This window comes from Halomonas ventosae (assembly GCF_004363555.1).
GTDB classification, from domain to species: Bacteria; Pseudomonadota; Gammaproteobacteria; order Pseudomonadales; family Halomonadaceae; genus Halomonas; species Halomonas ventosae.
The window spans coordinates 157442-176895 of record NZ_SNZJ01000008.1 but is presented as its reverse complement, the minus strand read 5'-3'; the positions used below and the strand labels follow the sequence as shown (position 1 = coordinate 176895).

At 69.3% G+C, this 19454-nt stretch carries 16 protein-coding genes and 6 tRNA genes; 11 read left to right on the top strand and 11 right to left on the bottom strand.

Annotated elements, in window-relative coordinates; translation table 11 throughout:
* The first annotated feature begins 65 nt into the window (after positions 1 to 65).
* From DFP85_RS09145 to DFP85_RS09130, 4 genes are all read left to right on the top strand, one after another.
* Positions 66 to 142 (top strand) — tRNA-Met (locus tag DFP85_RS09145).
* Between the two features lie 145 nt (positions 143 to 287).
* Positions 288 to 363 (top strand) — tRNA-Asn (locus DFP85_RS09140).
* Positions 364 to 424: 61 nt separating this feature from the next.
* Positions 425 to 500 (top strand) — tRNA-Asn (locus DFP85_RS09135).
* 47 nt (positions 501 to 547) lie between these two features.
* Positions 548 to 623: transfer RNA gene (locus tag DFP85_RS09130), tRNA-Asn, on the top strand.
* A 215-nt stretch (positions 624 to 838) separates the two neighbouring features.
* Here DFP85_RS09130 and DFP85_RS09125 read toward each other — a convergent pair.
* Complete coding sequence (locus tag DFP85_RS09125; protein ID WP_133635971.1) at positions 839 to 2890, bottom strand: carboxy terminal-processing peptidase; 2052 nt, start codon at positions 2888 to 2890, stop codon at positions 839 to 841.
* Positions 2891 to 3033: 143 nt separating this feature from the next.
* Between DFP85_RS09125 and DFP85_RS09120 the strand changes: the two genes are divergently transcribed.
* Positions 3034 to 4332, top strand: coding sequence for a M18 family aminopeptidase (locus tag DFP85_RS09120; RefSeq protein WP_133635970.1), 1299 nt, complete (start codon positions 3034 to 3036; stop codon positions 4330 to 4332).
* 141 nt (positions 4333 to 4473) lie between these two features.
* Here DFP85_RS09120 and DFP85_RS09115 read toward each other — a convergent pair.
* The 9 genes from DFP85_RS09115 to DFP85_RS09075 all read right to left on the bottom strand — a co-directional run bounded on the left by DFP85_RS09115 (position 4474) and on the right by DFP85_RS09075 (position 11995).
* A tRNA-Met gene (locus DFP85_RS09115) sits at positions 4474 to 4550 on the bottom strand.
* A gap of 56 nt (positions 4551 to 4606) precedes the next feature.
* On the bottom strand, positions 4607 to 5698 hold the full coding sequence (gene ychF, locus DFP85_RS09110) for a redox-regulated ATPase YchF (RefSeq protein ID WP_133635969.1): 1092 nt from the start codon (positions 5696 to 5698) through the stop codon (positions 4607 to 4609).
* A gap of 188 nt (positions 5699 to 5886) precedes the next feature.
* Positions 5887 to 6477, bottom strand: coding sequence for an aminoacyl-tRNA hydrolase (gene pth / locus DFP85_RS09105; protein WP_133635968.1), 591 nt, complete (start codon positions 6475 to 6477; stop codon positions 5887 to 5889).
* Between the two features lie 325 nt (positions 6478 to 6802).
* A complete protein-coding gene (locus DFP85_RS09100) occupies positions 6803 to 7456 on the bottom strand; it encodes a 50S ribosomal protein L25/general stress protein Ctc (RefSeq protein ID WP_133635967.1) in 654 nt (217 codons plus the stop codon).
* 128 nt (positions 7457 to 7584) lie between these two features.
* Positions 7585 to 8526 (bottom strand): ribose-phosphate pyrophosphokinase, encoded by a 942-nt coding sequence (locus DFP85_RS09095; RefSeq protein ID WP_181243486.1) that lies wholly within the window; start codon positions 8524 to 8526, stop codon positions 7585 to 7587.
* Between the two features lie 64 nt (positions 8527 to 8590).
* Positions 8591 to 8665 (bottom strand) — tRNA-Gln (locus DFP85_RS09090).
* A gap of 58 nt (positions 8666 to 8723) precedes the next feature.
* On the bottom strand, positions 8724 to 9593 hold the full coding sequence (gene ispE / locus DFP85_RS09085) for a 4-(cytidine 5'-diphospho)-2-C-methyl-D-erythritol kinase (RefSeq protein WP_133635966.1): 870 nt from the start codon (positions 9591 to 9593) through the stop codon (positions 8724 to 8726).
* Between the two features lies 1 nt (position 9594).
* On the bottom strand, positions 9595 to 10206 hold the full coding sequence (gene lolB / locus DFP85_RS09080; protein WP_133635965.1) for a lipoprotein insertase outer membrane protein LolB: 612 nt from the start codon (positions 10204 to 10206) through the stop codon (positions 9595 to 9597).
* Between the two features lie 22 nt (positions 10207 to 10228).
* Positions 10229 to 11995, bottom strand: a complete 1767-nt coding sequence (locus DFP85_RS09075) for a tetratricopeptide repeat protein (RefSeq protein ID WP_133635964.1) — start codon at positions 11993 to 11995, stop codon at positions 10229 to 10231.
* A 202-nt stretch (positions 11996 to 12197) separates the two neighbouring features.
* On the opposite strand from DFP85_RS09075, the gene hemA reads away from it, so the two are divergent.
* The 6 genes from hemA to DFP85_RS09045 all read left to right on the top strand — a co-directional run bounded on the left by hemA (position 12198) and on the right by DFP85_RS09045 (position 17778).
* Positions 12198 to 13466, top strand: a complete 1269-nt coding sequence (gene hemA / locus DFP85_RS09070) for a glutamyl-tRNA reductase (protein ID WP_133635963.1) — start codon at positions 12198 to 12200, stop codon at positions 13464 to 13466.
* A gap of 9 nt (positions 13467 to 13475) precedes the next feature.
* A complete protein-coding gene (gene prfA / locus DFP85_RS09065) occupies positions 13476 to 14570 on the top strand; it encodes a peptide chain release factor 1 (protein WP_133635962.1) in 1095 nt (364 codons plus the stop codon).
* The gene (prmC, locus tag DFP85_RS09060; protein ID WP_133635961.1) at positions 14567 to 15442 is read left to right on the top strand and encodes a peptide chain release factor N(5)-glutamine methyltransferase; all 876 of its coding nucleotides are present in this window, start codon (positions 14567 to 14569) and stop codon (positions 15440 to 15442) included. The genes prfA and prmC overlap by 4 nt, the downstream gene beginning before the upstream one ends.
* Before the next feature lie 149 nt (positions 15443 to 15591).
* On the top strand, positions 15592 to 16092 hold the full coding sequence (locus DFP85_RS09055; RefSeq protein ID WP_106229103.1) for an Lrp/AsnC ligand binding domain-containing protein: 501 nt from the start codon (positions 15592 to 15594) through the stop codon (positions 16090 to 16092).
* 8 nt (positions 16093 to 16100) lie between these two features.
* On the top strand, positions 16101 to 16862 hold the full coding sequence (locus DFP85_RS09050; RefSeq protein WP_133635960.1) for a HesA/MoeB/ThiF family protein: 762 nt from the start codon (positions 16101 to 16103) through the stop codon (positions 16860 to 16862).
* A gap of 25 nt (positions 16863 to 16887) precedes the next feature.
* Entirely contained in the window at positions 16888 to 17778 is an 891-nt protein-coding gene (locus tag DFP85_RS09045; protein WP_243737254.1) for a LysR family transcriptional regulator, read from the top strand.
* Between the two features lie 24 nt (positions 17779 to 17802).
* On the opposite strand, the gene aptA is transcribed toward DFP85_RS09045, so the two are convergent.
* Complete coding sequence (gene aptA / locus DFP85_RS09040; RefSeq protein ID WP_133635958.1) at positions 17803 to 19161, bottom strand: omega-aminotransferase AptA; 1359 nt, start codon at positions 19159 to 19161, stop codon at positions 17803 to 17805.
* Positions 19162 to 19454 lie beyond the last annotated feature (293 nt).

Genomic DNA, 19454 nt, shown 5'->3' with positions numbered 1-19454 from the left:
TGCGGCGGGCCCGCGTGCATAATCCCACCCCGTTGCCCGGCTGCGGTCGGGCAAGCCGTTGATAAGGCTACGTAGCTCAGCTGGTTAGAGCACATCACTCATAATGATGGGGTCCCCTGTTCGAATCAGGGCGTAGCCACCAGGATCCATAGAAAAGCGCCCGCCAGGCCTTACCCTGACGGGCGCTTTTCCATGGTGCCCGGTGCGCCTTGCGAGGGCGCGCGGTGCCAATCCCCGCTTGACCTTGCGGGCCCGATCCGTATACTACGCCCCGTGCTCGAGGTCATTCCCCGATAGCTCAGTTGGTAGAGCAAATGACTGTTAATCATTGGGTCGCAGGTTCGAGTCCTGCTCGGGGAGCCAGCTTCGCTCATGCAGCGGAGGAACTCGTCAACCTGACGAGCACATTGCGGCATGCGGTCATTCCCCGATAGCTCAGTTGGTAGAGCAAATGACTGTTAATCATTGGGTCGCAGGTTCGAGTCCTGCTCGGGGAGCCAACCGCTCCTAGCTGCCTGCCGCTTCCCCACGCATCATCCTGCATCGTTCCCCGATAGCTCAGTTGGTAGAGCAAGTGACTGTTAATCACTGGGTCACAGGTTCGAGTCCTGTTCGGGGAGCCAGTCCTGTCTGGCCGTCATCCTCTCTTCTTGCCTGTCGTGCCGATGCCTCGTCGGCTTCTGCCCGTTAGCGTCTGCCCTTTCTGCGTCTCATTGTCGCCCGGACCGCCTGCGGCCTGACTCCTGGCCTTGGCGCTTGTCTGTTAGGCGAGAGGAAAAGACGCCGGGCCCGAGGGCCCGGCGTCGCATGTCGCACCCGCTGACAGGGGAGGGCGGGCTCAGGTGCCTTTCGCGTAGTGCCAGGTGCCCTCGAGCTGGGTGTAGTCGAGCAGGATCTGGGCCGCCTCCAGGATCTGGGCGCGGTCGACCGGCTCCTCCTCGCTCTCCTCCTCGTCGCGGGCATCGATCCACTCCTCCAGTGGCTCCAGCTCCAGGGCGCGCCGGCGCTCGTTCTCCAGGGCGAGCTGTTCGGCCTCCTGGGCCTCCACCTCGCGCTGACGCTGCTCGCGATTGAGGCTGACGCTGGTGTGCTGCTCGCGAAGCCGGTTGGCCAGTTCGGACTGCTGCTCGAGGTAGTGGAAGTTGGGGTGCTGCTCGGCACGCTCGTTATGGCGACTGCGCAGTGTCTCCAGGTACTGGCGGGGCTCGCCATAGGTGCGGTACTGCACCTCGCGCACCGTGTCCCACTCCAGGGCGTTGTCGAGGCTGCTCTCGCCGATCAGCTCCGGGTCGATCAGGCTCGGGAAGCGGATGTCCGGCTCCACGCCGCGGTGCTGGGTGCTTTCCCCGGAGATGCGATAGAACTTGGCGCGGGTCAGCTTGATCTCGCCGTGGGAGAGCTCGTTGAGGGTCTGGACCGTGCCCTTGCCGAAGGTGTCGGTGCCCACCACCAGGCCACGGCCGTAGTCCTGGATGGCACCGGCGAAGATCTCGGAGGCCGAGGCCGAGAGGCGGTTGACCAGCACGGCCAGGGGGCCATCGTAGAGGGTGCCGCTCTCGGTATCGCCGTAGAGGCTGATGCGGCCGCGGGCATCGCGGACCTGCACGGTAGGCCCGCGGTCGATGAACAGGCCGATCAGTGAGTTGGCCTCCTGCAGGGCGCCGCCGCCGTTGTTGCGCAGGTCGAGCACGATGCCCTCGACGCCCTCGGCCTGGAGTCGCTCGACCTCCCTGGCCACGTCGCGGGTGGTGCTGCGGTAGTCCTCCTCGCCGGCCTGCCAGGCATCGAAGTCCACGTAGAAGGTGGGGATCTTGATCACCCCGAGGCGGTGGGTGCCGTCGTCCCGGGCGATCTCGACCACCTCGCCCTGAGCGGCCTGATCCTCCAGGTCCACGGTGTCGCGAGTGATCTCGATGACCTTGGAGCGCGTCATGTCGACGGCCTGGGCGGGCACCACGTCGAGGCGCACCACCGAGCCCTTGGGGCCGCGAATCATGTCGACCACGTCGTCGAGGCGCATGCCCACCACGTTGACGATCTCCTCGCCCTCCTGGCCCACCCCGACGATGCGGTCGGCCGGCTGCAGGGCGCCGGCCCGCTCGGCGGGGCCGCCCGGCACCAGGCTCGAGACCTTGACGTACTCGCCGTCTGCCTGGAGCAGGGCGCCGATGCCCTCCAGCGAGAGGCGCATCTGGATGTCGAAGGACTCGCCCTGGCGTGGCGAGAGGTACTCGCTGTGGGGGTCGATGCTGCCGGTCACCGCGGCCATGAAGAGGCCGAAGACGTCCTCCTCGTTGGTCTGGCGCAGGCGCGACAGCTGCCCCTCGTAGCGCTGGCGCAGGTTGTCCTCCACCTGCTCGGCGTCCTGGTCGCTGATGGTCAGCGTCAGGGCGGCGTTCTTGAGCCGCTTCATCCACAGCTCGTCCAGGGCCGCCTCGCGGCCGGCCCAGGGGGCGTCCTCACGCTCGAGTTCCAGGCGCTGCTCGCTGTCGAAGGCGAAGTCGACGCCCTCGTCGAGGCGGTCGAGCAGCCACTCGAAGCGCGCCTCGGCGCGCTCGTGGTAACGTTGGTAGAGGGCGAAGGGACGGGTCAGGTCGCCGTCGAGCAGTGCCTCGTCCATGCCCGTTTCCAGGTCGCCGAAGGCGGCCACGTCGTGGTCGAGGAGGTAGGCGCGCTGGCCATCGAGGATGTCCAGGAAGCGCGAGTAGGCGCGCCGTGACCAGTCGTCGTCGAGGCGGACATCCGCATAGTGGCCGTAGCGCAGCGACTCGGCCACTTCCGCGGCCACCTGGCGCTGGGCGTCGCTCGGCTCGACGGCGGCCAGTAACGGCGTGGTGGCCAGCAGCAGGGCCAGGGCCGCTGAACGCCCAAGGGTGACAAACAGGCTCATCGATGAAGCACTCCCCGATTCGTGTACACTTACTCTCTATCCAGACTCCGACCCGGCTGACGAGTTGCATGGACCGAACGGTCATTGTATCAGCTTGGTCGTGCCGCCAAGACCCCTGAAATGCCCCGTGATAGAGGAATTCCATGTCCCAGGATGCCCGACTCGAGCGCCTGCTCGACTTCCTGCGTCGATCCCCCACGCCCTGGCATGCCACGGCCAACATGGCCAGGCGCCTGGAGGAGGCCGGTTACCGGCGTCTCGAGGAGACCGAGGCCTGGCGCCTGTCGCCCGGTGAGCGTGTCTATGTCACCCGCAACGACTCCTCGATTATCGCCCTGCAGCTGCCGTGCGAGCGACTCACGGCGCTGCGGCTGGTCGGTGCCCATACCGATAGCCCCGGCCTGCGCCTCAAGCCCAACCCCGCCCAGAGCGCGGCGGGCTGGCTCCAGCTCGGCGTCGAGGTCTACGGCGGGGCCCTGCTGGCGCCCTGGTTCGATCGTGACCTGGGGCTGGCCGGGCGGGTGCACCTGCGTCACCCCGATGGCCGCATCGAGGGCGTGCTGCTCGACGTGGAGCAGCCGCTGGCGATCATCCCGAGCCTGGCCATCCATCTGGACCGCGAGGCCAACAACGGTCGTGCCATCAATGCCCAGACCGAGATGGCTCCGGTCCTCCTGCAGGGCGGGGGGCGGCCCGACCTCGAGCGGCTGCTCGCGAGCTGGGTCGCCGAGCAGCACGGTCTCGAGGACGTCGAGCTCCTCGACTTCGAGCTTGCCTTCCGCGACATGCAGCCGCCGTCCCGGGTCGGCGTCGACGGCGAGCTGATCGCCAGCGCCCGCCTCGACAACCTGCTCTCCTGCTTCATCGGCCTGGAGGCCCTGCTGGAGAGCGACGGTCGCCAGGGGGCGGTGCTGGTGGCCAACGACCACGAGGAGGTGGGCAGCGCCAGCGCCTGCGGCGCCCAGGGGCCCTTCCTCGGTGACGTGCTGCGGCGGGTGAGCGAGCAGCTCGGCGAGCCGGGGGAGGAGGGCTTCATCCGCCTGATCCAGGCCTCCCGGCTGATCTCCTGCGACAACGCCCATGCCCTGCACCCCAACTTCCCGGACAAGCACGATGCCGGCCACGGGCCGGTGCTCAACGGCGGGCCGGTGATCAAGGTCAATGCCAGCCAGCGCTATGCCACCAACAGCGCCACGGCGGCCCTGTTCCGTGACCTCTGCCGCGCGGCCGAGGTGCCGGTGCAGAGCTTCGTGACCCGGGCCGACATGGGCTGCGGCAGCACCATCGGCCCGATCACCGCCACCGAGCTCGGCGTGCCGACCCTGGACGTGGGCGTGCCCCAGTGGGCCATGCACTCGATCCGCGAGACCGCCGGCGCCCGGGACGTGGAGTCCCTGACGCGGGTGCTCACCGCCTTCTTCGATCGCCCCGAACTGGCCTAGAGTGACGTACGAGAGGCGCCGGAAGTATTCACAGCGCCTGCCCGGCACCCCGGGGCCTGCTCCCGGGTAAGCCTCGAGTCCGGATGGGCATGTGTTGCAATACAAAAAACCCGGCGCCAGGGGCGCCGGGTTTTCGGTATCTGGTGGCTACGCCCTGATTTGAACAGGGGACCCCATCATTATGAGTGATGTGCTCTAACCAGCTGAGCTACGTAGCCGAACAACGGGGGCGAAGTCTACGGAGTTTGCCCTCTCGGGTCAAGGCTTGCGTGCCTCAGACATTGAAGCGGAAGTGGATCACGTCACCGTCCTGGACGATGTACTCCTTGCCCTCCAGGCGCCACTTGCCGGCGTCCTTGGCCCCCTGTTCGCCGCCCAGCGTGACGAAATCGTCGTAGGCGATGACCTCGGCGCGGATGAAGCCCTTCTGGAAGTCGGTGTGAATCACCCCGGCGGCCTCGGGGGCGGTGGCGCCCACCTTCACGGTCCAGGCACGCACCTCCTTGACCCCGGCGGTGAAGTAGGTCTGCAGCCCGAGCAGGGCATAGCCGGCGCGGATCACCCGGTCGAGCCCCGGCTCCTCCATGCCCATCTCGTCGAGGAACATGGCGCGCTCCTCGTCCTCCAGCTCGGCGATCTCGGCCTCGAGCTGGTTGCACACCGGTACCACCACGGCGCCTTCTTCGGCGGCGATCTCGTTGACCACGTCCAGGTAGGGGTTGGCCTCGAAGCCGTCCTCGTTGACGTTGGCGATGTACATGGTGGGCTTGAGGGTCAGGAAGCCGAAGCTCTTGAGCTGGTGCTTCTCGTCGTCGTCGAGGCCGAAGCTTCGCAGCGGCAGGCCCTCGGCCAGGTGGGGCTGGATGCGCTCGAGGATCGCCTTGGTGGCGATGGCCTCCTTGTCGCCGCCCTTGGCCACGCGAGCCAGGCGTTGGATGGCGCGCTCGACGGTGTCGAGGTCGGCCAGCGCCAGTTCCATGTTGATGATCTCGATATCGGCCCGCGGGTCGACCTGGTTGGCGACGTGGATCACGTTATCGTTGTCGAAGCAGCGCACCACATGGGCGATGGCCTGGGTCTCGCGGATATTGGCCAGGAACTTGTTGCCGAGCCCCTCGCCCTTGGAGGCGCCGGCGACGAGGCCGGCGATGTCGACGAACTCCATGGTGGTGGGGAGCACCTTCTGCGGCTTGACGATCTCTGCCAGCCGGTCGAGGCGGGGGTCGGGCATCGGCACGATGCCCACATTGGGCTCGATGGTGCAGAAGGGGAAGTTCTCGGCGTCGATGCCGGACTTGGTCAGCGCATTGAACAGCGTGGACTTGCCGACGTTGGGCAGGCCGACGATACCGCAGTTGAAACCCATGGGAGTGTCCTGGAAAGCGTGTTCGCGAGTGGAAAGTGGCGAGTATTCTACGGAAGCGCGGAGCGCCAAGCTACCAGCGGCAAGCGGCCAAGCGACGGGCAGAGGGCAATGCCAGCAGGAGGCGGCACAAGACAGGAGCGTTCCGGGCATGGCTGCCCGTCGGCCGCCCTGCTTGCAGCTCGGCGCTTTCAGCTCGACGCAGTAAAACTGTGCAGGCGGTTCATGGCCTTCGCCCAGTCGCCAGCCATGGCCTGGGGCAGGGTGGCCAGGCATTCGTCGATGGCGGCGTCGATGGCGCTGCGCTCGGCCTTGCCGGGCCGGCCCAGCACGTAGTTCGTCACCTGGCGGCTGTCGCCGGGATGGCCGATGCCGATGCGCAGGCGATGGAAGTCCCGGTCGTTGCCCAGGGCGCGGATGATGTCGCGCAGGCCGTTGTGCCCGCCGTGTCCGCCGCCGGTCTTGTAGCGCGCCGTGCCCGGCGGCATGTCGAGCTCGTCATGGGCCACCAGCAGCTCGCCCGGTGCCAGCTTGAAGAACTGGCAGAGGGCCGCCACGGCGCCGCCGCTGCGGTTCATGAAGGTGGTGGGCTCGAGCAGGTGCACATCCTTGCCGTCCAGATGGACCCTGGCGTGCAGGCCCAGGAACTTCCTGTCCGGGCGCAGCTCGCCGCCCGCCGCCCTCGCCACGGCCTGCACCAGCCAGGCACCGGCATTGTGGCGGGTGGCCGCGTAGTCGGCGCCGGGGTTGCCCAGTCCAATGATCGCCTTGACCTGGCTCATGTCGTGTCTCCAACAAATCATCGGGAATGATGTTTGACGTCGCGTTAGCGGCGCTCCACAGGATGGCCGCCAGGGGTGGATGGCCACAAAAAAAATCAAGCGCCGGGGCGCTTGATCGATGAAGGAGGGGCCATGCCGTGCATGGCCCTTGGGAGCCTATCGAACTTAACGCTGATCAACTGCGAGAACCGGTCTTTCGGCCAATTTCATTCGATTCGATTCGTTAAATAGCGGGCTATTCGCCTCATCGGATCGATATACTTGTCTCGAAATCCGTCCCTCTCGCGACGATCGGTCAAGCCCGACAGGCTCCTGGCAGGCACGCTTACTCGGCGCTGCCTTCGCCTTCCTCGCCTTCGGCGGCTTCACCGCCTTCCTCGCCCTCTTCCGTATCACGGACCTTGGGCTTGGTGATGCTCAGCACGGCGTTGTCGTGATCCTCGCCATGGGTGAGCGCGACCAGGGTCACGCCGGCCGGCACGGTCAGGTCGGAGAGGTGCAGGGTGGTGCCCAGCGCGACCTCGGTGATGTCGACCTCCAGGAAGTCGGGCAGGTCCTTCGGCAGGCAGCTGACCTCGACCTCGTTGGAGAGCACGTGGAGCTCGCCGCCTTCGTCCTTGATGCCCTTGCACTTCTCCTCGCCCACCACGTGCAGCGGCACGCGCAGGGTGATCTCGTGGGTGGCATCGACCCGCAGGAAGTCGGCATGGGTGATCAGCGGCTTGTAGGGGTGACGCTGCAGGTCACGCACCACCACCTGCTGGGCCTTGCCATCCACCTGCAGGTTGATCACCGAGGAGAAGAAGGCCTCGTCTTCCAGCGCCTTGTAGAAGCTGGTCTTGTCGACGGCGATGGGCTGCGGCGCCTGCTCACCACCATAGATGATGGCCGGCACCTGTTCGTTCGCACGACGCAGGCGGCGGCTCGCACCTTTCCCCAGGTCGTTGCGAACGCTGGCATTGAGTGTGTAATCGGACATGGAATTGCCTCTTTTCTGGAAGTAAGGAAAGCGTCGTGGCCCGCGACCAGACCACGGCGTTTCCGGGAGCCCCGCAGGGCATGTGTCCCGCGCCCTGTCCCGCCGGGCGAGTCCCGTTGGACCCGCGTTCAGTGGAACATGGCGCTGACGGATTCCTCGTTGCTGACCCGGCGGATCGCCTCGGCGATCAGGCCGGCGACGCTGAGCTGGCGAATCTTGCCGCTGCGCCGCGCGGTCTCGGAGAGGGGGATGGTGTCGGTCACCACCACCTCGTCGAGCACCGAGCCGGTGATGTTGTCCACCGCCGGTCCCGACAGGATCGGGTGGGTGGCGTAGGCGACCACGCGCCGGGCGCCCCGGGCCTTGAGGGCCTCGCCGGCCTTGCACAGGGTGCCGGCGGTATCGATCATGTCGTCCACCACCACGCAGGTGCGATTCTCGATCTCGCCGATGATGTGCATCACCTGGGCCTGGTTGGCCGAGGGCCGACGCTTGTCGATGATGGCGAGGTCGGCGTTGAGCTGCTTGGCGATGGCGCGGGCCCGCACCACGCCGCCGACGTCGGGCGATACTACCACCAGGTCGTCGTAGTTCTGGCGCTCGATGTCGTCGAGCAGGATCGGCGAACCGTAGACGTTGTCCACCGGCACGTCGAAGAAGCCCTGGATCTGGTCGGCGTGCAGGTCCATGGTCATGACCCGGTCGACCCCGGCCTTGACCATCATGTCGGCGACGATCTTGGCCGAGATCGGCACGCGCGCGGAGCGCACGCGGCGGTCCTGACGGGCGTAGCCGAAGTAGGGCACCACGGCGGTGATCCGGGTGGCGGAGGCCCGGCGCAGGGCATCCACCATCAGGATCAGTTCCATCAGGTTGTCATTGGTCGGTGCACAGGTGGACTGCAGGATGAACACATCCTTGCCGCGCACGTTCTCGTTGATCTCGACCGCGACCTCGCCGTCGCTGAACTGGCCGACCGTGGCATTGCCCAGGTAGGTGTCCAGACTCTCGGCGACCTTTCGGGCGAGTTCGGGATTGGCATTCCCGGCGAAAACCATCAATTTTGACACGCGCAGCCACCTTTGCTGTGTGGGGTCTTCAGGGATTCGGGTCGAGGGTCGTTCCGGGACGGAATGGCTGGGGCAGGAGGATTCGAACCTCCGCATGGCGATACCAAAAACCGCTGCCTTACCGCTTGGCTATGCCCCAGCAGCCTGCTCCGCTCCGGGACGTCCCGGGATGCCTCGGCGCCCGTGGGCGGGGAGGGTCATCGACCCAGCGCAGCATGGAGAGGTGAGCGATTCAGGCCGCGCGCCTTGAAGGCCTGCCAGCCCTCGGGAACCTCGGCCAGAATGCAGTCTGCCCCGGCCTCGCTGTCGAGCCGAGCAAAGACGCAGGCGCCGGTGCCGGTCAGCATGCTCGGCGCTCGGGTCGCCAGCCAGTCGAGTGCATGCGCCACCTCGGGATACAGTGCCCGAACGGTGGGCTCGCAGTCGTTGCGCCAGCTCGCCGCTCCCCCCTGCAGTGCGCGCGCCATGGTAATCGGGGGGGTGTGGCGTGTCAATTGCGGTGCCCCGAACACCGCCGGGGTGGAGACCGTGACGCCGGGGTGGAGCACCACGAACCAGGGGGTGTCGAGCTCGACCGGGGTGAGGCGTTCGCCGACCCCCTCGGCCCAGGCGGCGTGCCCATGCACGAACACCGGCACGTCGGCCCCCAGGGCGAGGCCGAGCCTGGCCAGCTGTGTCAGGCCGAGGCCGAGTCCCCAGAGGGCATCGAGGCCGAGCAGCGTGGTGGCGGCATCTGAGCTGCCGCCGCCGAGGCCGCCGCCCAGGGGCAGGCGCTTCGCGAGGTGGATGTCCGCCCCCCGGCGGCACCCGCTCTCGGCCTGCAGCAGGCGAGCGGCCCGCACGACCAGGTTGTCCTCGGCTGCCACCCCGGGCAGGCGGGGAGAGAGGCGGAGCTCGCTGTCCTCGCGGCCGCGCAGGGTGAGGGTGTCGCCGTGATCGAGGAACTGGAACAGCGTCTGCAGCTCATGGTAGCCATCCGGCCGGCGGCCGGTGATGTGCAGCAGGCGGTTGAGCTTGGCCGGTGCCGGCAGCACCAGCGTCTCGGGAGGGAGAGCGGTCCGTGGCATGTCAGTCGTCGAGGGCCGGGCGCCAGTCGGTGACCACCAGGGTGACCCGCAGGTCGTCATAGGTCATCACCAGGCGCCGGGGCAGCCAGAGCCCGTCGACGCGCGTCCAGTCGCGGTACGCGATCTCCCAGCCATCCTGCTCGAGGTGCAGGGGGAAGCCCAGCTCGTCCTCCTCCAGGCGGTGGGGCGTGTCGTCCGCCGGCAGGCCGCGGATCCAGTCCGAGAGCGCGCTGACCGGCAGCGACCAGCCCAGCTGCTCTTCCATCAGCGCCTCCGGAGTCTCGGCCTCGAAGCGGCCCTCGGCGGTGGTCAACGAGAAGCGCCCCTCGCGTCCCTCCAGGGTGCTGCGCCCGCTGCCGAAGGGCCCGCTGATCAGCAGCCGGTAGTAATGCGGGTGCTGGCTCCAGTCCAGGTTGGCGCTGGTGGAGTCCTCGGGGGTGCGCAGGCCGGCCTTGCCGGCCAGCACCCAGGTGTCGAGCTCGGCCAGGCGCTCGGCCTGGGCCTGCCACTGGCCCGCGGCGCGCTCGCCCTCGGGAGCGGGTGCCCGGCCGGCGCAGCCGGCCAGCAGGGCCAGGGCGAGCAGGGGAATCAGCAGTCGCGGCAGTGTCGTCATGGCGAGGTCCGTTCGTCAGGGGTCAGTCGTCATGCCCGGGCGCGTCGAGCTCGGGATGGCGTTGCAGGAGCTCGTCGATCAGCGGACGCTCCTCGAAGCGTTGCCGGGCCTCCTCGAGCAGCGCGCGGGCGCGCTGCTCCTCGCCCAGCGCCCAGAGCACCTCGATGAGGTGGGCGGCGATCTCCTGGTCGGGCATCGCCGTCCAGGCGCGCTCGAGCCAGGGCAGGGCACCCTCGGGGTCGCCCTGGCGATAGCGGACCCAGCCCTGGCTGTCGAGGATCGCCGGGTTGTCCGGCTCCAGCGCGTGGGCCCGCTCGATCAGCTCGCGTGCCTCCTCCAGGCGGCCCTCGAGGTCGGCATCGGCGAGGGTGTAGCCCAGGGCGTTCAGGGCATTGGCGTTGTCCGGGTCGGCCTCGATGATGTGGCGCAGGTCCGCCTCCATGGCGGCGAGGTCGTCGTCGGCGAAGGCGCGCATGGCACGCTGGTAGCGCAGCCGCTCGTCATCGGGGTGCTGCGAGAGTTCGCTGTCGAGCAGGGCGTCGGCCTGCTCGACGCGACCGGCCTCGTCGAGCAGCTCGACCTCCAGGGAGACCAGCTCGCTGCGGTAGGCCTCGTGGCGCAGCCGCTCCAAGCGCAGGAAGGCGCGCGCGTCGAGCAGGCGGTCATCCTCGATGAGCATCCGGGCCGCACTCAGGCGGGCGGTCAGGAACTGCTCGCCCTCGGGCACCTGGCGGTAATAGAGGAGGGCGTTGTCCACCTCCCCTTCCTCCTCGGCGATGGCTCCCAGCAGCAGGAAGGCCAGCGGCGGGGCCTGGTCGTCGCCGACCAGGGGCAGCAGCAGGCGTCGCGCCGGGGGCAGGTGCTCCTCTTCCAGGAACAGCCGTGCCAGGCCGAGGCGCAGTTCGGGGTCGTCGCCATGGTCGTCGAGCAGGGCGTCGGTGGTGGCCTCGGCGGCCTCGATGCCGCCCAGCCGGATCTCGGCGCGGGCCAGCAGCAGCATCAGGCGCGGGTCGCCCGGTGCCACCTCAAGGCCGCGCCGCGCCGCCGATCGCGCACTCGCCGGGTCGTCGGCCTCCAGCGCCAGGCCGGCGCGGACCTGCCACAGCTCGGGGAGCTCCGGGGCTTCCCGGGCCAGTCGCGACAGGCGCTGCTCGGCCGCGGCGCGCTCCCCGACAGCGGCTTCCAGCAGGGCGGTGGCCAGCTGGCTGTCGTGGTCTGCCTCGCCAGGTCCTGCCAGGTGGTCGCGCATGCTTTCCAGCAGCGGCGCCGGGTCGGCGCCGGCCTCCAGGGCGCTCTCCACGAAGCCGGTCAGCTCCTCCTGGGCGCCGCGCGAGATGGCGGCCAGACGCTGCGCCAGGGCGGCGTTCCAGTCGCCGCGCTGGATGGCGAGGCTTGACAGCAGACGTGCCGGGGCGTCGCTCTCCGGTGCCAGGGCCTGCCAGCGGCGTGCGGCCTCCTCGAGCAGCCGGGAGTCCTCGCTGAAGCGGGCCGCCAGGGTGGCGCGCTCGGCGAGGGGCGCCGAGCCGTAACGCTCGGCGACGTCGAGAAAGCCGCGGGTGGCACGCGGGTAGTCGCCGCGCTGTCCGGCCAGCTCGGCCTCTAGCAGGCCGGAGAGGCTGTCGGCATCCAGGCCACGGGTGACCGGCGGCGCACCCGTCAGCGGGTCCTCGGTGGGTTCGGCGGCCGAGGAGGCCCCCGGCAGCCCCTGGCAGCCGGCGAGCAGGGTCGCCAGCACCAGCGGCGCCAGGGGGAGGTGGCGAGTGAATCGGGGGAGCGTTCCGCGGGGCATGCGCGTCTCGTGCCAAAGGACGAGCCGTCAGCATAACGGCTCGGCTCCCCCGGGCAAAGCATGATCCCGATCACGGCATGTCATGGCGCCCCGGGCGGATGGCCTGTGGTAGAATGCTGCGCTTCGAGGATGGGCGGTCCGCCTCGGCGGACATCACCACAGCGCCCCTGCCGGAACCACGACTCGCGAAGACGCCGAACGCATGACGCTTCTTGCCTTGGGAATCAACCACCGGACCGCCACCATCGAGGTGCGCGAGCAGGTCGCCTTCTCGCCGACTCAGCTGGAGGCGGCGCTGGCCGAGCTGCGTGCCCTGCCGGAAGTGCGCGAGGCGGCGCTCCTCTCCACCTGCAATCGCACCGAGCTCTACTGCGTCACCGAGGCCGTCGGCGAGCGCGAGATCCTCGACTGGCTGGGCCGTTTCCACGGGCTGCGGGTCGAGGACCTGTCGCGCTGTGCCTACCACTTTCTCGAGAACGACGCGGCCCGGCACCTGATGCGGGTGGCGGTGGGGCTGGACTCCATGGTGCTCGGCGAGCCGCAGATACTGGGCCAGCTCAAGGACGCCTACCAGGCGGCCCGCCGGGCCCGGGGCCTGGGCGGTGAGCTGGAGTGCCTGTTCCAGAACACCTTCGCCGTGGCCAAGCAGGTCCGCACCGAGACCGGCATCGGTCGCAACCCGGTGTCGGTGGCCTACGCGGCGGTGAGCCTGGCCAGCCGCATCTTCGGTGACTTCACCCGCTCGCGGGCGCTGCTGATCGGGGCCGGGGAGACCATCGAGCTGGTGGCGCGCCACCTCCACGAGGCGGGCGTGCGCCGGCTCACCGTGGCCAACCGCACCCGCGAGCGGGCCGAGGCCCTGTCCGGGCCGCTGGGCGGCGAGGCGATCACCCTCGATGCCATCCCCGAGGCCCTGGTCGAGGCCGATATCGTGATCTCCTCCACGGCCGCGCCGCTGCCGATCCTCGGCAAGGGCATGGTGGAGCGGGCGCTGAAGAAGCGCCGCCACCGCCCCGTCTTCATGGTCGACATCGCCGTGCCTCGGGACATCGAGCCCGAGGTCGGGGAGCTCAGCGACGTCTTCCTCTATACCGTCGATGACCTCCAGGAGGTCATCGAGGAGAACCGCCGGCATCGCCAGGTGGCCGCCGACCAGGCCGAGTCGCTGATCGAGCACGGCGTGGGCAACTGGCAGCACGAGCGGCGGATCCGCAGCGGCGGCGAGCTGATCCGCGACGTGCGTGCCCGCGGCGAGGCCATGCGCGAGCTCTCCGAGCAGCAGGCCCTGGCGCGCCTGGCCCGCGGCGAGGACCCCGAACTGGTGATCCGCCGCCTGGCCCACCAGCTGACCAACCGGCTGATGCACCGGCCCACCGTGGCGATGCGCGAGGCCGCCTCCCGGGAGCGTCGCGACCTGCTGGAGGCCGCCACCGCCCTGCTGCTGGATGAATCCACCGACCACTCCCGATAGGATGCGCCGATGAAAGCCACCCTGCGCCAGCGCCTCGATGCCTTCGTCGAGCGCTTCGAGGAGCTTTCCGCCCTGCTGGCGGAGCCCGAGGTGATCAGCGACCAGACCCGCTTCCGCGACTACTCGCGGGAGTATGCCGAACTCGAATCCCTGGTGGAGGCCTGGCGCGAGTATCGCGCCGTGGAGGCCGACATCGCCTCCGCCGAGCAGCTCCTCGGCGATGCCGATGCCGAGATGCGCGAGCTGGCCGAGCTCGAGCGGGACGAGGGGCGTGACAGGCTGGAGGCCCTCGAGGTCCGGCTCAAGCAGCTGCTGGTGCCCCGGGACCCCGACGATCGGCGCAACGTCTTCCTCGAGATTCGCGCCGGCACCGGCGGCGACGAGGCGGCGCTGTTCGCCGGTGACCTCTTTCGCATGTACTCGCGCTACGCCGAGCAGCACGGCTGGAAGGTGGAGGTGGTCAGTGCCAGCCATGGCGAGCAGGGCGGCTACAAGGAGATCATCTCGCGGGTCAGGGGCGAGGGGGTCTATGCGCGGCTCAAGTTCGAGTCCGGCGCCCACCGGGTGCAGCGCGTGCCGGCCACCGAGTCCCAGGGGCGCATCCACACCTCGGCCTGCACGGTGGCGGTGATGCCCGAGGCCGACGAGGTGGGCGACATCGATATCGATCCGAGCGACCTGCGGGTGGACACCTTCCGCTCCAGCGGGGCCGGCGGCCAGCACGTCAACACCACCGACTCGGCGATCCGCATCACCCACCTGCCCAGCGGCGTGGTGGTGGAGTGCCAGGAGGAGCGCAGCCAGCACAAGAACCGCGCCAAGGCGATGTCGCTGCTCGCCGCTCGGCTGAAGCAGTCGGCCGTGGCCAGCCAGCGCCAGCAGCAGGCCGATGCCCGGCGCTCCCTGGTGGGCTCCGGCGATCGCAGCGAGCGCATCCGGACCTACAACTTCCCCCAGGGCCGGGTCACCGACCACCGCATCAACCTGACGCTCTACAAGCTCGCCGAGGTGGTCAGCGGCGAGCAGCTCGACGACGTGATCGAGCCGCTGATCCACGAGTACCAGGCCGAGCAGCTGGCGGCCCTCCAGCAGGACGCCGGATGACCCTCGACGCCCTGGTGGCCCGGGCCGCCCGGCGCCTTGTTGACGCCGGCTCGCCGAGCGCGCGACTCGATGCCGAGGTGCTGCTCTGCCACGTGCTGGGCGTCGATCGCACCTGGCTCTACACCTGGGGCGACCGCGAGGCGCCGCTCTTCGAGCAGGCCCGCTTCGAGGCGCTGCTGGCGGCGCGCGCCGCCGGCCAGCCGGTGGCCTACCTGACCGGCGATCGCGAGTTCTGGGGGCTGCGGCTTTCCACCTCGCCGCACACCCTGATTCCCCGTCCCGATACCGAGCGGCTGGTGGAGGCGGCCCTGGCGCATGGCGCGTCGCCGCGGGGCCGGCTGCTGGACCTCGGCACCGGTACCGGCGCCATCGCCCTGGCCTTCGCCAGCGAGCGCCCCGGCTGGTCGGTGGTCGGCATCGACCGTAGCCCGGAGGCGGTGGCCCTGGCCCGGCACAATGCCGAGCGCCTCGCCATCGGCAACGTCGACTTCCGCGAGGGCGACTGGTTCACGGCGCTGGACCCCGATGACGGCGGCGAGCGCTTCGCGCTCATCGTCTCGAACCCGCCCTATATCGCCGCGGACGACCCGCACCTGCGCCAGGGTGACCTGCGCTTCGAGCCGGCCAGCGCCCTGGTGGCCGCCGAGCAGGGACTGGCCGACCTGCGCCACCTGGTGCTCGAGGCCCGTGGCCACCTCCTGCCCGGCGGCTGGCTGCTGCTCGAGCATGGCCATGGCCAGGGGCAGGCGGTGCGCGATGCCCTCGCCGATGCCGGCTATGGGGAGGTCGCGACCCTTCGCGACCTCGGCGGCAACGACAGGGTCAGCCTGGGACGTCACGTTGAGGGCGGGACTGGAGGGGGGCGGTCGTGATGTGGTACATCTTGATCAGCAAAAAACGCCACGTCTCGTCGCCTTTGCATTCGTGAAACCCGCCGGGGTGCCATTGGTGGGGTGATTTTCAGGTGATCGTGCTGTCGCGACGACGTGAACGGCCCATTCCTATCGGCACGCCCACGACCATGAAAGCCAAGACCCGCTCGCTCGACCGCATCGACCTCAAGATCCTGCGCTGCCTGCAGGAGAACGCCCGCATCTCCTATGTCGACCTGGCCTCCCGGGTCGGCCTCTCCACCACCCCCTGCCTGGAGCGCGTCAAGCGCCTGGAGCGCGCCGGCATCATCCGCGGCTACAAGGCGCTGCTCGATCCCCGGGCGCTCAAGGCCAACCTGCTGGTGTTCGTCGAGATCAGCCTGGAGACCCAGTCGCCGGCGGTGTTCGACGAGTTCCGTCGCGCCGTGGCCAAGCTGCCGCAGATCCAGGAGTGCCACCTGGTCTCGGGGCAGTTCGACTATATCCTCAAGTGCCGGATTCCCGAGATGTCCGCCTATCGCCAGCTGCTCGGCGACGTGGTGCTGACCCTGCCCGGGGTGAAGGAGTCCAAGAGCTATGTGGTCATGGAGGAGGTCAAGGAGGACTTCAGCCTCCACGTGCCCGAGATCGAGGAGTTCGAGGAGAAGTGAGCCCCGCGATGGATGACCAGGCCCTGCTGCGCTACAGCCGCCAGATCATGCTCGACCAGGTCGACATCGACGGCCAGGAGCGGCTGCTCGCCGGCCACGCCCTGGTGGTCGGCGCCGGCGGGCTGGGCTCGCCGGTGGCCCTCTACCTGGCGGCCGCGGGCCTTGGCCGGCTGACCCTGGCCGATGCCGACGAGGTCGAGCTCTCCAACCTGCAGCGCCAGATCGCCCACGCCACCGCCGATCTGGGTCGCAACAAGGCCGAGTCGGCCCGGGAAGCGGCGCTCGCCCTCAACCCCGGCTGCACGATTCAAGCGATCACCGAGCATCTCGACGGCGCGGCGCTGGCGCGGGCGGTCGCCGAGGCGGACGTGGTGCTCGACTGCACCGACCGCTTTTCCAGCCGCTATGCCATCAACGCCGCCTGTCGCACGGCGCGGGTGCCGCTGGTCTCCGGGGCGGCGATCCGCTTCTCCGGCCAGCTCGCCGTCTTCGATCCCCGCGACCCCGACTCGCCCTGCTATGCCTGCCTCTATCCGCCCGGGGGAGGGGCGAGTGGGGAGGGCGACGAGGCGCTCAGCTGCGCCGAGAGCGGCGTGGTGGCGCCCCTGGTGGGCCTGATCGGCAGCTTCCAGGCCCTAGAGGCGATCAAGCTGGTCAGCGGCGCCGGTACGCCCCATCGCGGGCTCTCCACCTTCGATGGCCTCGGCGGCCAGTGGCGCCACTTCCGGGTGCCCCGCGACCCTGCCTGCCCGGTCTGCGGGCCGGCCTGAGGAGGAGCCCGTGAGCGACCACCCGGTGGCCCCCCTGGGCCAGGTCAGCGACTTCGACATCCGCCTGATCCGCGTCTTCAAGGCGGTGGTGGAGTGCGGCGGCTTCTCCGCCGCCGAGGGGGTGCTCGGCGTCGGCCGCTCGGCCATCAGCCTGCACATGAACGACCTGGAGCGTCGCCTGGGGCTGCGTCTCTGCCAGCGAGGCCGCGGTGGCTTCTCGCTCACCGAGGAGGGACGCCAGGTCTACGAGGCGGGGCTCACCCTGCTGGCCTCCCTGGAGATCTTTCGCACCGAGGTGAACGGGCTCCACGAGAGCCTGCGCGGCGAGCTCAACATCGGCATCACCGACAACCTGGTCAGCATGCCCGAGATGCGCATCACCCACGCCCTGGCCGAACTCAAGGCGCGCGGCCCGGAGGTGCGCATCAACATCGCCATGGAGGCACCCGACAGCATCGCCCGGGGCGTGGTGGACGGCCGACTGCACGTGGGGGTCGTGCCAGAGGTCAACCTGCCGTCGAGCCTGGCGAGCGAGGTGCTCTACGACGAGCGCTCCCTGCTCTACTGTGCCGACAGCCATCCGCTCTTCGCCGAGGCGGTGGTGGACCCCCAGCGCCTGGCGGCCCACGAGGCGGTGGTGCCCGGCTACCCGCTGCCGGAAGCCGCCCGGGCTGCGCATGCGCAGCTGCACGGGGCGGCCACGGCATCGGATCGCGAGGGCGCGGCCTTCCTGATCCTCACCGGCTGCTACATCGGCTACCTTCCCGACCACCTGGCGGCGCCCTGGGTGGCCGCCGGGCGGCTGCGGGCGCTGTGCCCCGACGCCTGCCGCTATCGCATCCCGCTGGTGGCGATCACCCAGCGCGACCGGCGCCCCCATCGCGTGCTGGAGGCCTTCCTGGCCGCGCTCGGTTAGATACCGGCGCCGCCGGGCCGCCCGTCATGCCAGCCGGTCCAGGGTGGTGGCCACGGCATCGAAGAGCCGCTCGAGCTCCGCCTCCGTGGTGCCGAACGGCGGTCCGAACTGCAGGGTGTCGCCGCCGTAGCGCACATAGAAGCCCGCCTCCCAGAGCGCCAGATGGGCATCGCGGGGGCGGATGGTCGGATCCCCGTCGCGGGGCGCGAGCTGCAGGGCCCCGGCCAGGCCGTGGTTGCGGATATCCACCACGTGGGGGCGACCCCTGAGGGAGTGGAGCTTCGCCTCGAACGCCGGGGCGATGGCCCGCACCTGTCCGGGGAAGTCCTCGCGCTCGAACAGGTCCAGCGTCGCCAGCCCTGCGGCGCACGCCACGGGATGGGCGCTGTAGGTATAGCCGTGGGGGAACTCGATGGCGTGCGTCGGCCCGCCCCCCGCCATGAAGGTGTCGAAGATCTCCCGCGAGGCGATCACGGCCCCCATGGGCACCGCGCCGTTGGTGAGCTGCTTGGCCACGTTCATGATATCCGGGGTGACCCCGAAGGCCTCGGCGCCGGTGCGGGCGCCGGCGCGACCGAAGGCGGTGATCACCTCGTCGAAGATCAGCAGGATGTCGTGGGCGGAGCAGATCTCGCGCAGCCGCTCCAGGTAGCCCCTCGGCGGCACGATAACCCCGGCCGAACCGGACATGGGCTCGACGATCACCGCGGCGATGCTGGAGGCGTCGTGCAGGGCGATCTGATCGAGCAGGGCGTCGGCGAGCTCCGCGCCGCTCTCGGCCTGGCCGCGGGTGAAGGCGAGGCCCGGCTGCAGGGTGTGGGGCAGGTGGGTGACGTCCAGCAGCTGGCCATAGTGCTTGCGATTGCCGCCGATCCCGCCGAGGCTGGTGCCACCCACGTTGACGCCGTGGTAGCCCTTGGCGCGGCCGATCAGCCGGGTCTTCTCCGGACGCCCCTGGAGGCGCCAGTAGGCGCGCGCCATCTTTACCGCGGTGTCGGCGGACTCGGAGCCGGAGTCGGTGAAGAAGATGTGGTCCAGGCCCGGCGGAGTCAGCGCCGCCACCCGTTCGGCCAGCTCGAAGGCGAGCGGGTGGGCGACCTGGAAGCCCGGGGCATAGTCCAGCCGGCCCAGTTGGGTTGCCACCGCCTGCTGGATCTCGGTGCGATTGTGGCCGGCGCCGCAGGTCCAGAGGCCGGAGAGGGAGTCGAACAGTCGCCGGCCGCGGTCGTCGATGAAGTAGCGTCCCTCGGCGGCGGTGATCACCCGCGGATGGGCATGGAAGTCGCGATTGGCGCTGAACGGCATCCAGTAGTGGTGGTTGAGCGGGCTATCGCCCTTGCCGTACTCGACGGCATGGGGGGCAGGGGCAGTCGACGCCGTCATGGGGGTCTCCTCGGTCGGGGCGTGGTCCTCACTGGAGGATGGCGGGTGTCTCGAGTCGATAAAAGGCTCACCTGCTGACCCTTGCGTGAGTGAACCCTGACGTGAAGGCAGGGTTCCCTCAACGTCTCGTCCGGGCGGGTGATGGTGATTAATTGACGAGATCTGCGCGGCATGCCGGGTGCCCGCCTGGCCGTCAACGTTCTTTTCTCACCCATATATGTCTTTGAAAACAGACTATTGTATCGGAGTGGAACAAGGCCGGGTTGACGCATCGTGAAAGCCGCTCGCCAGCA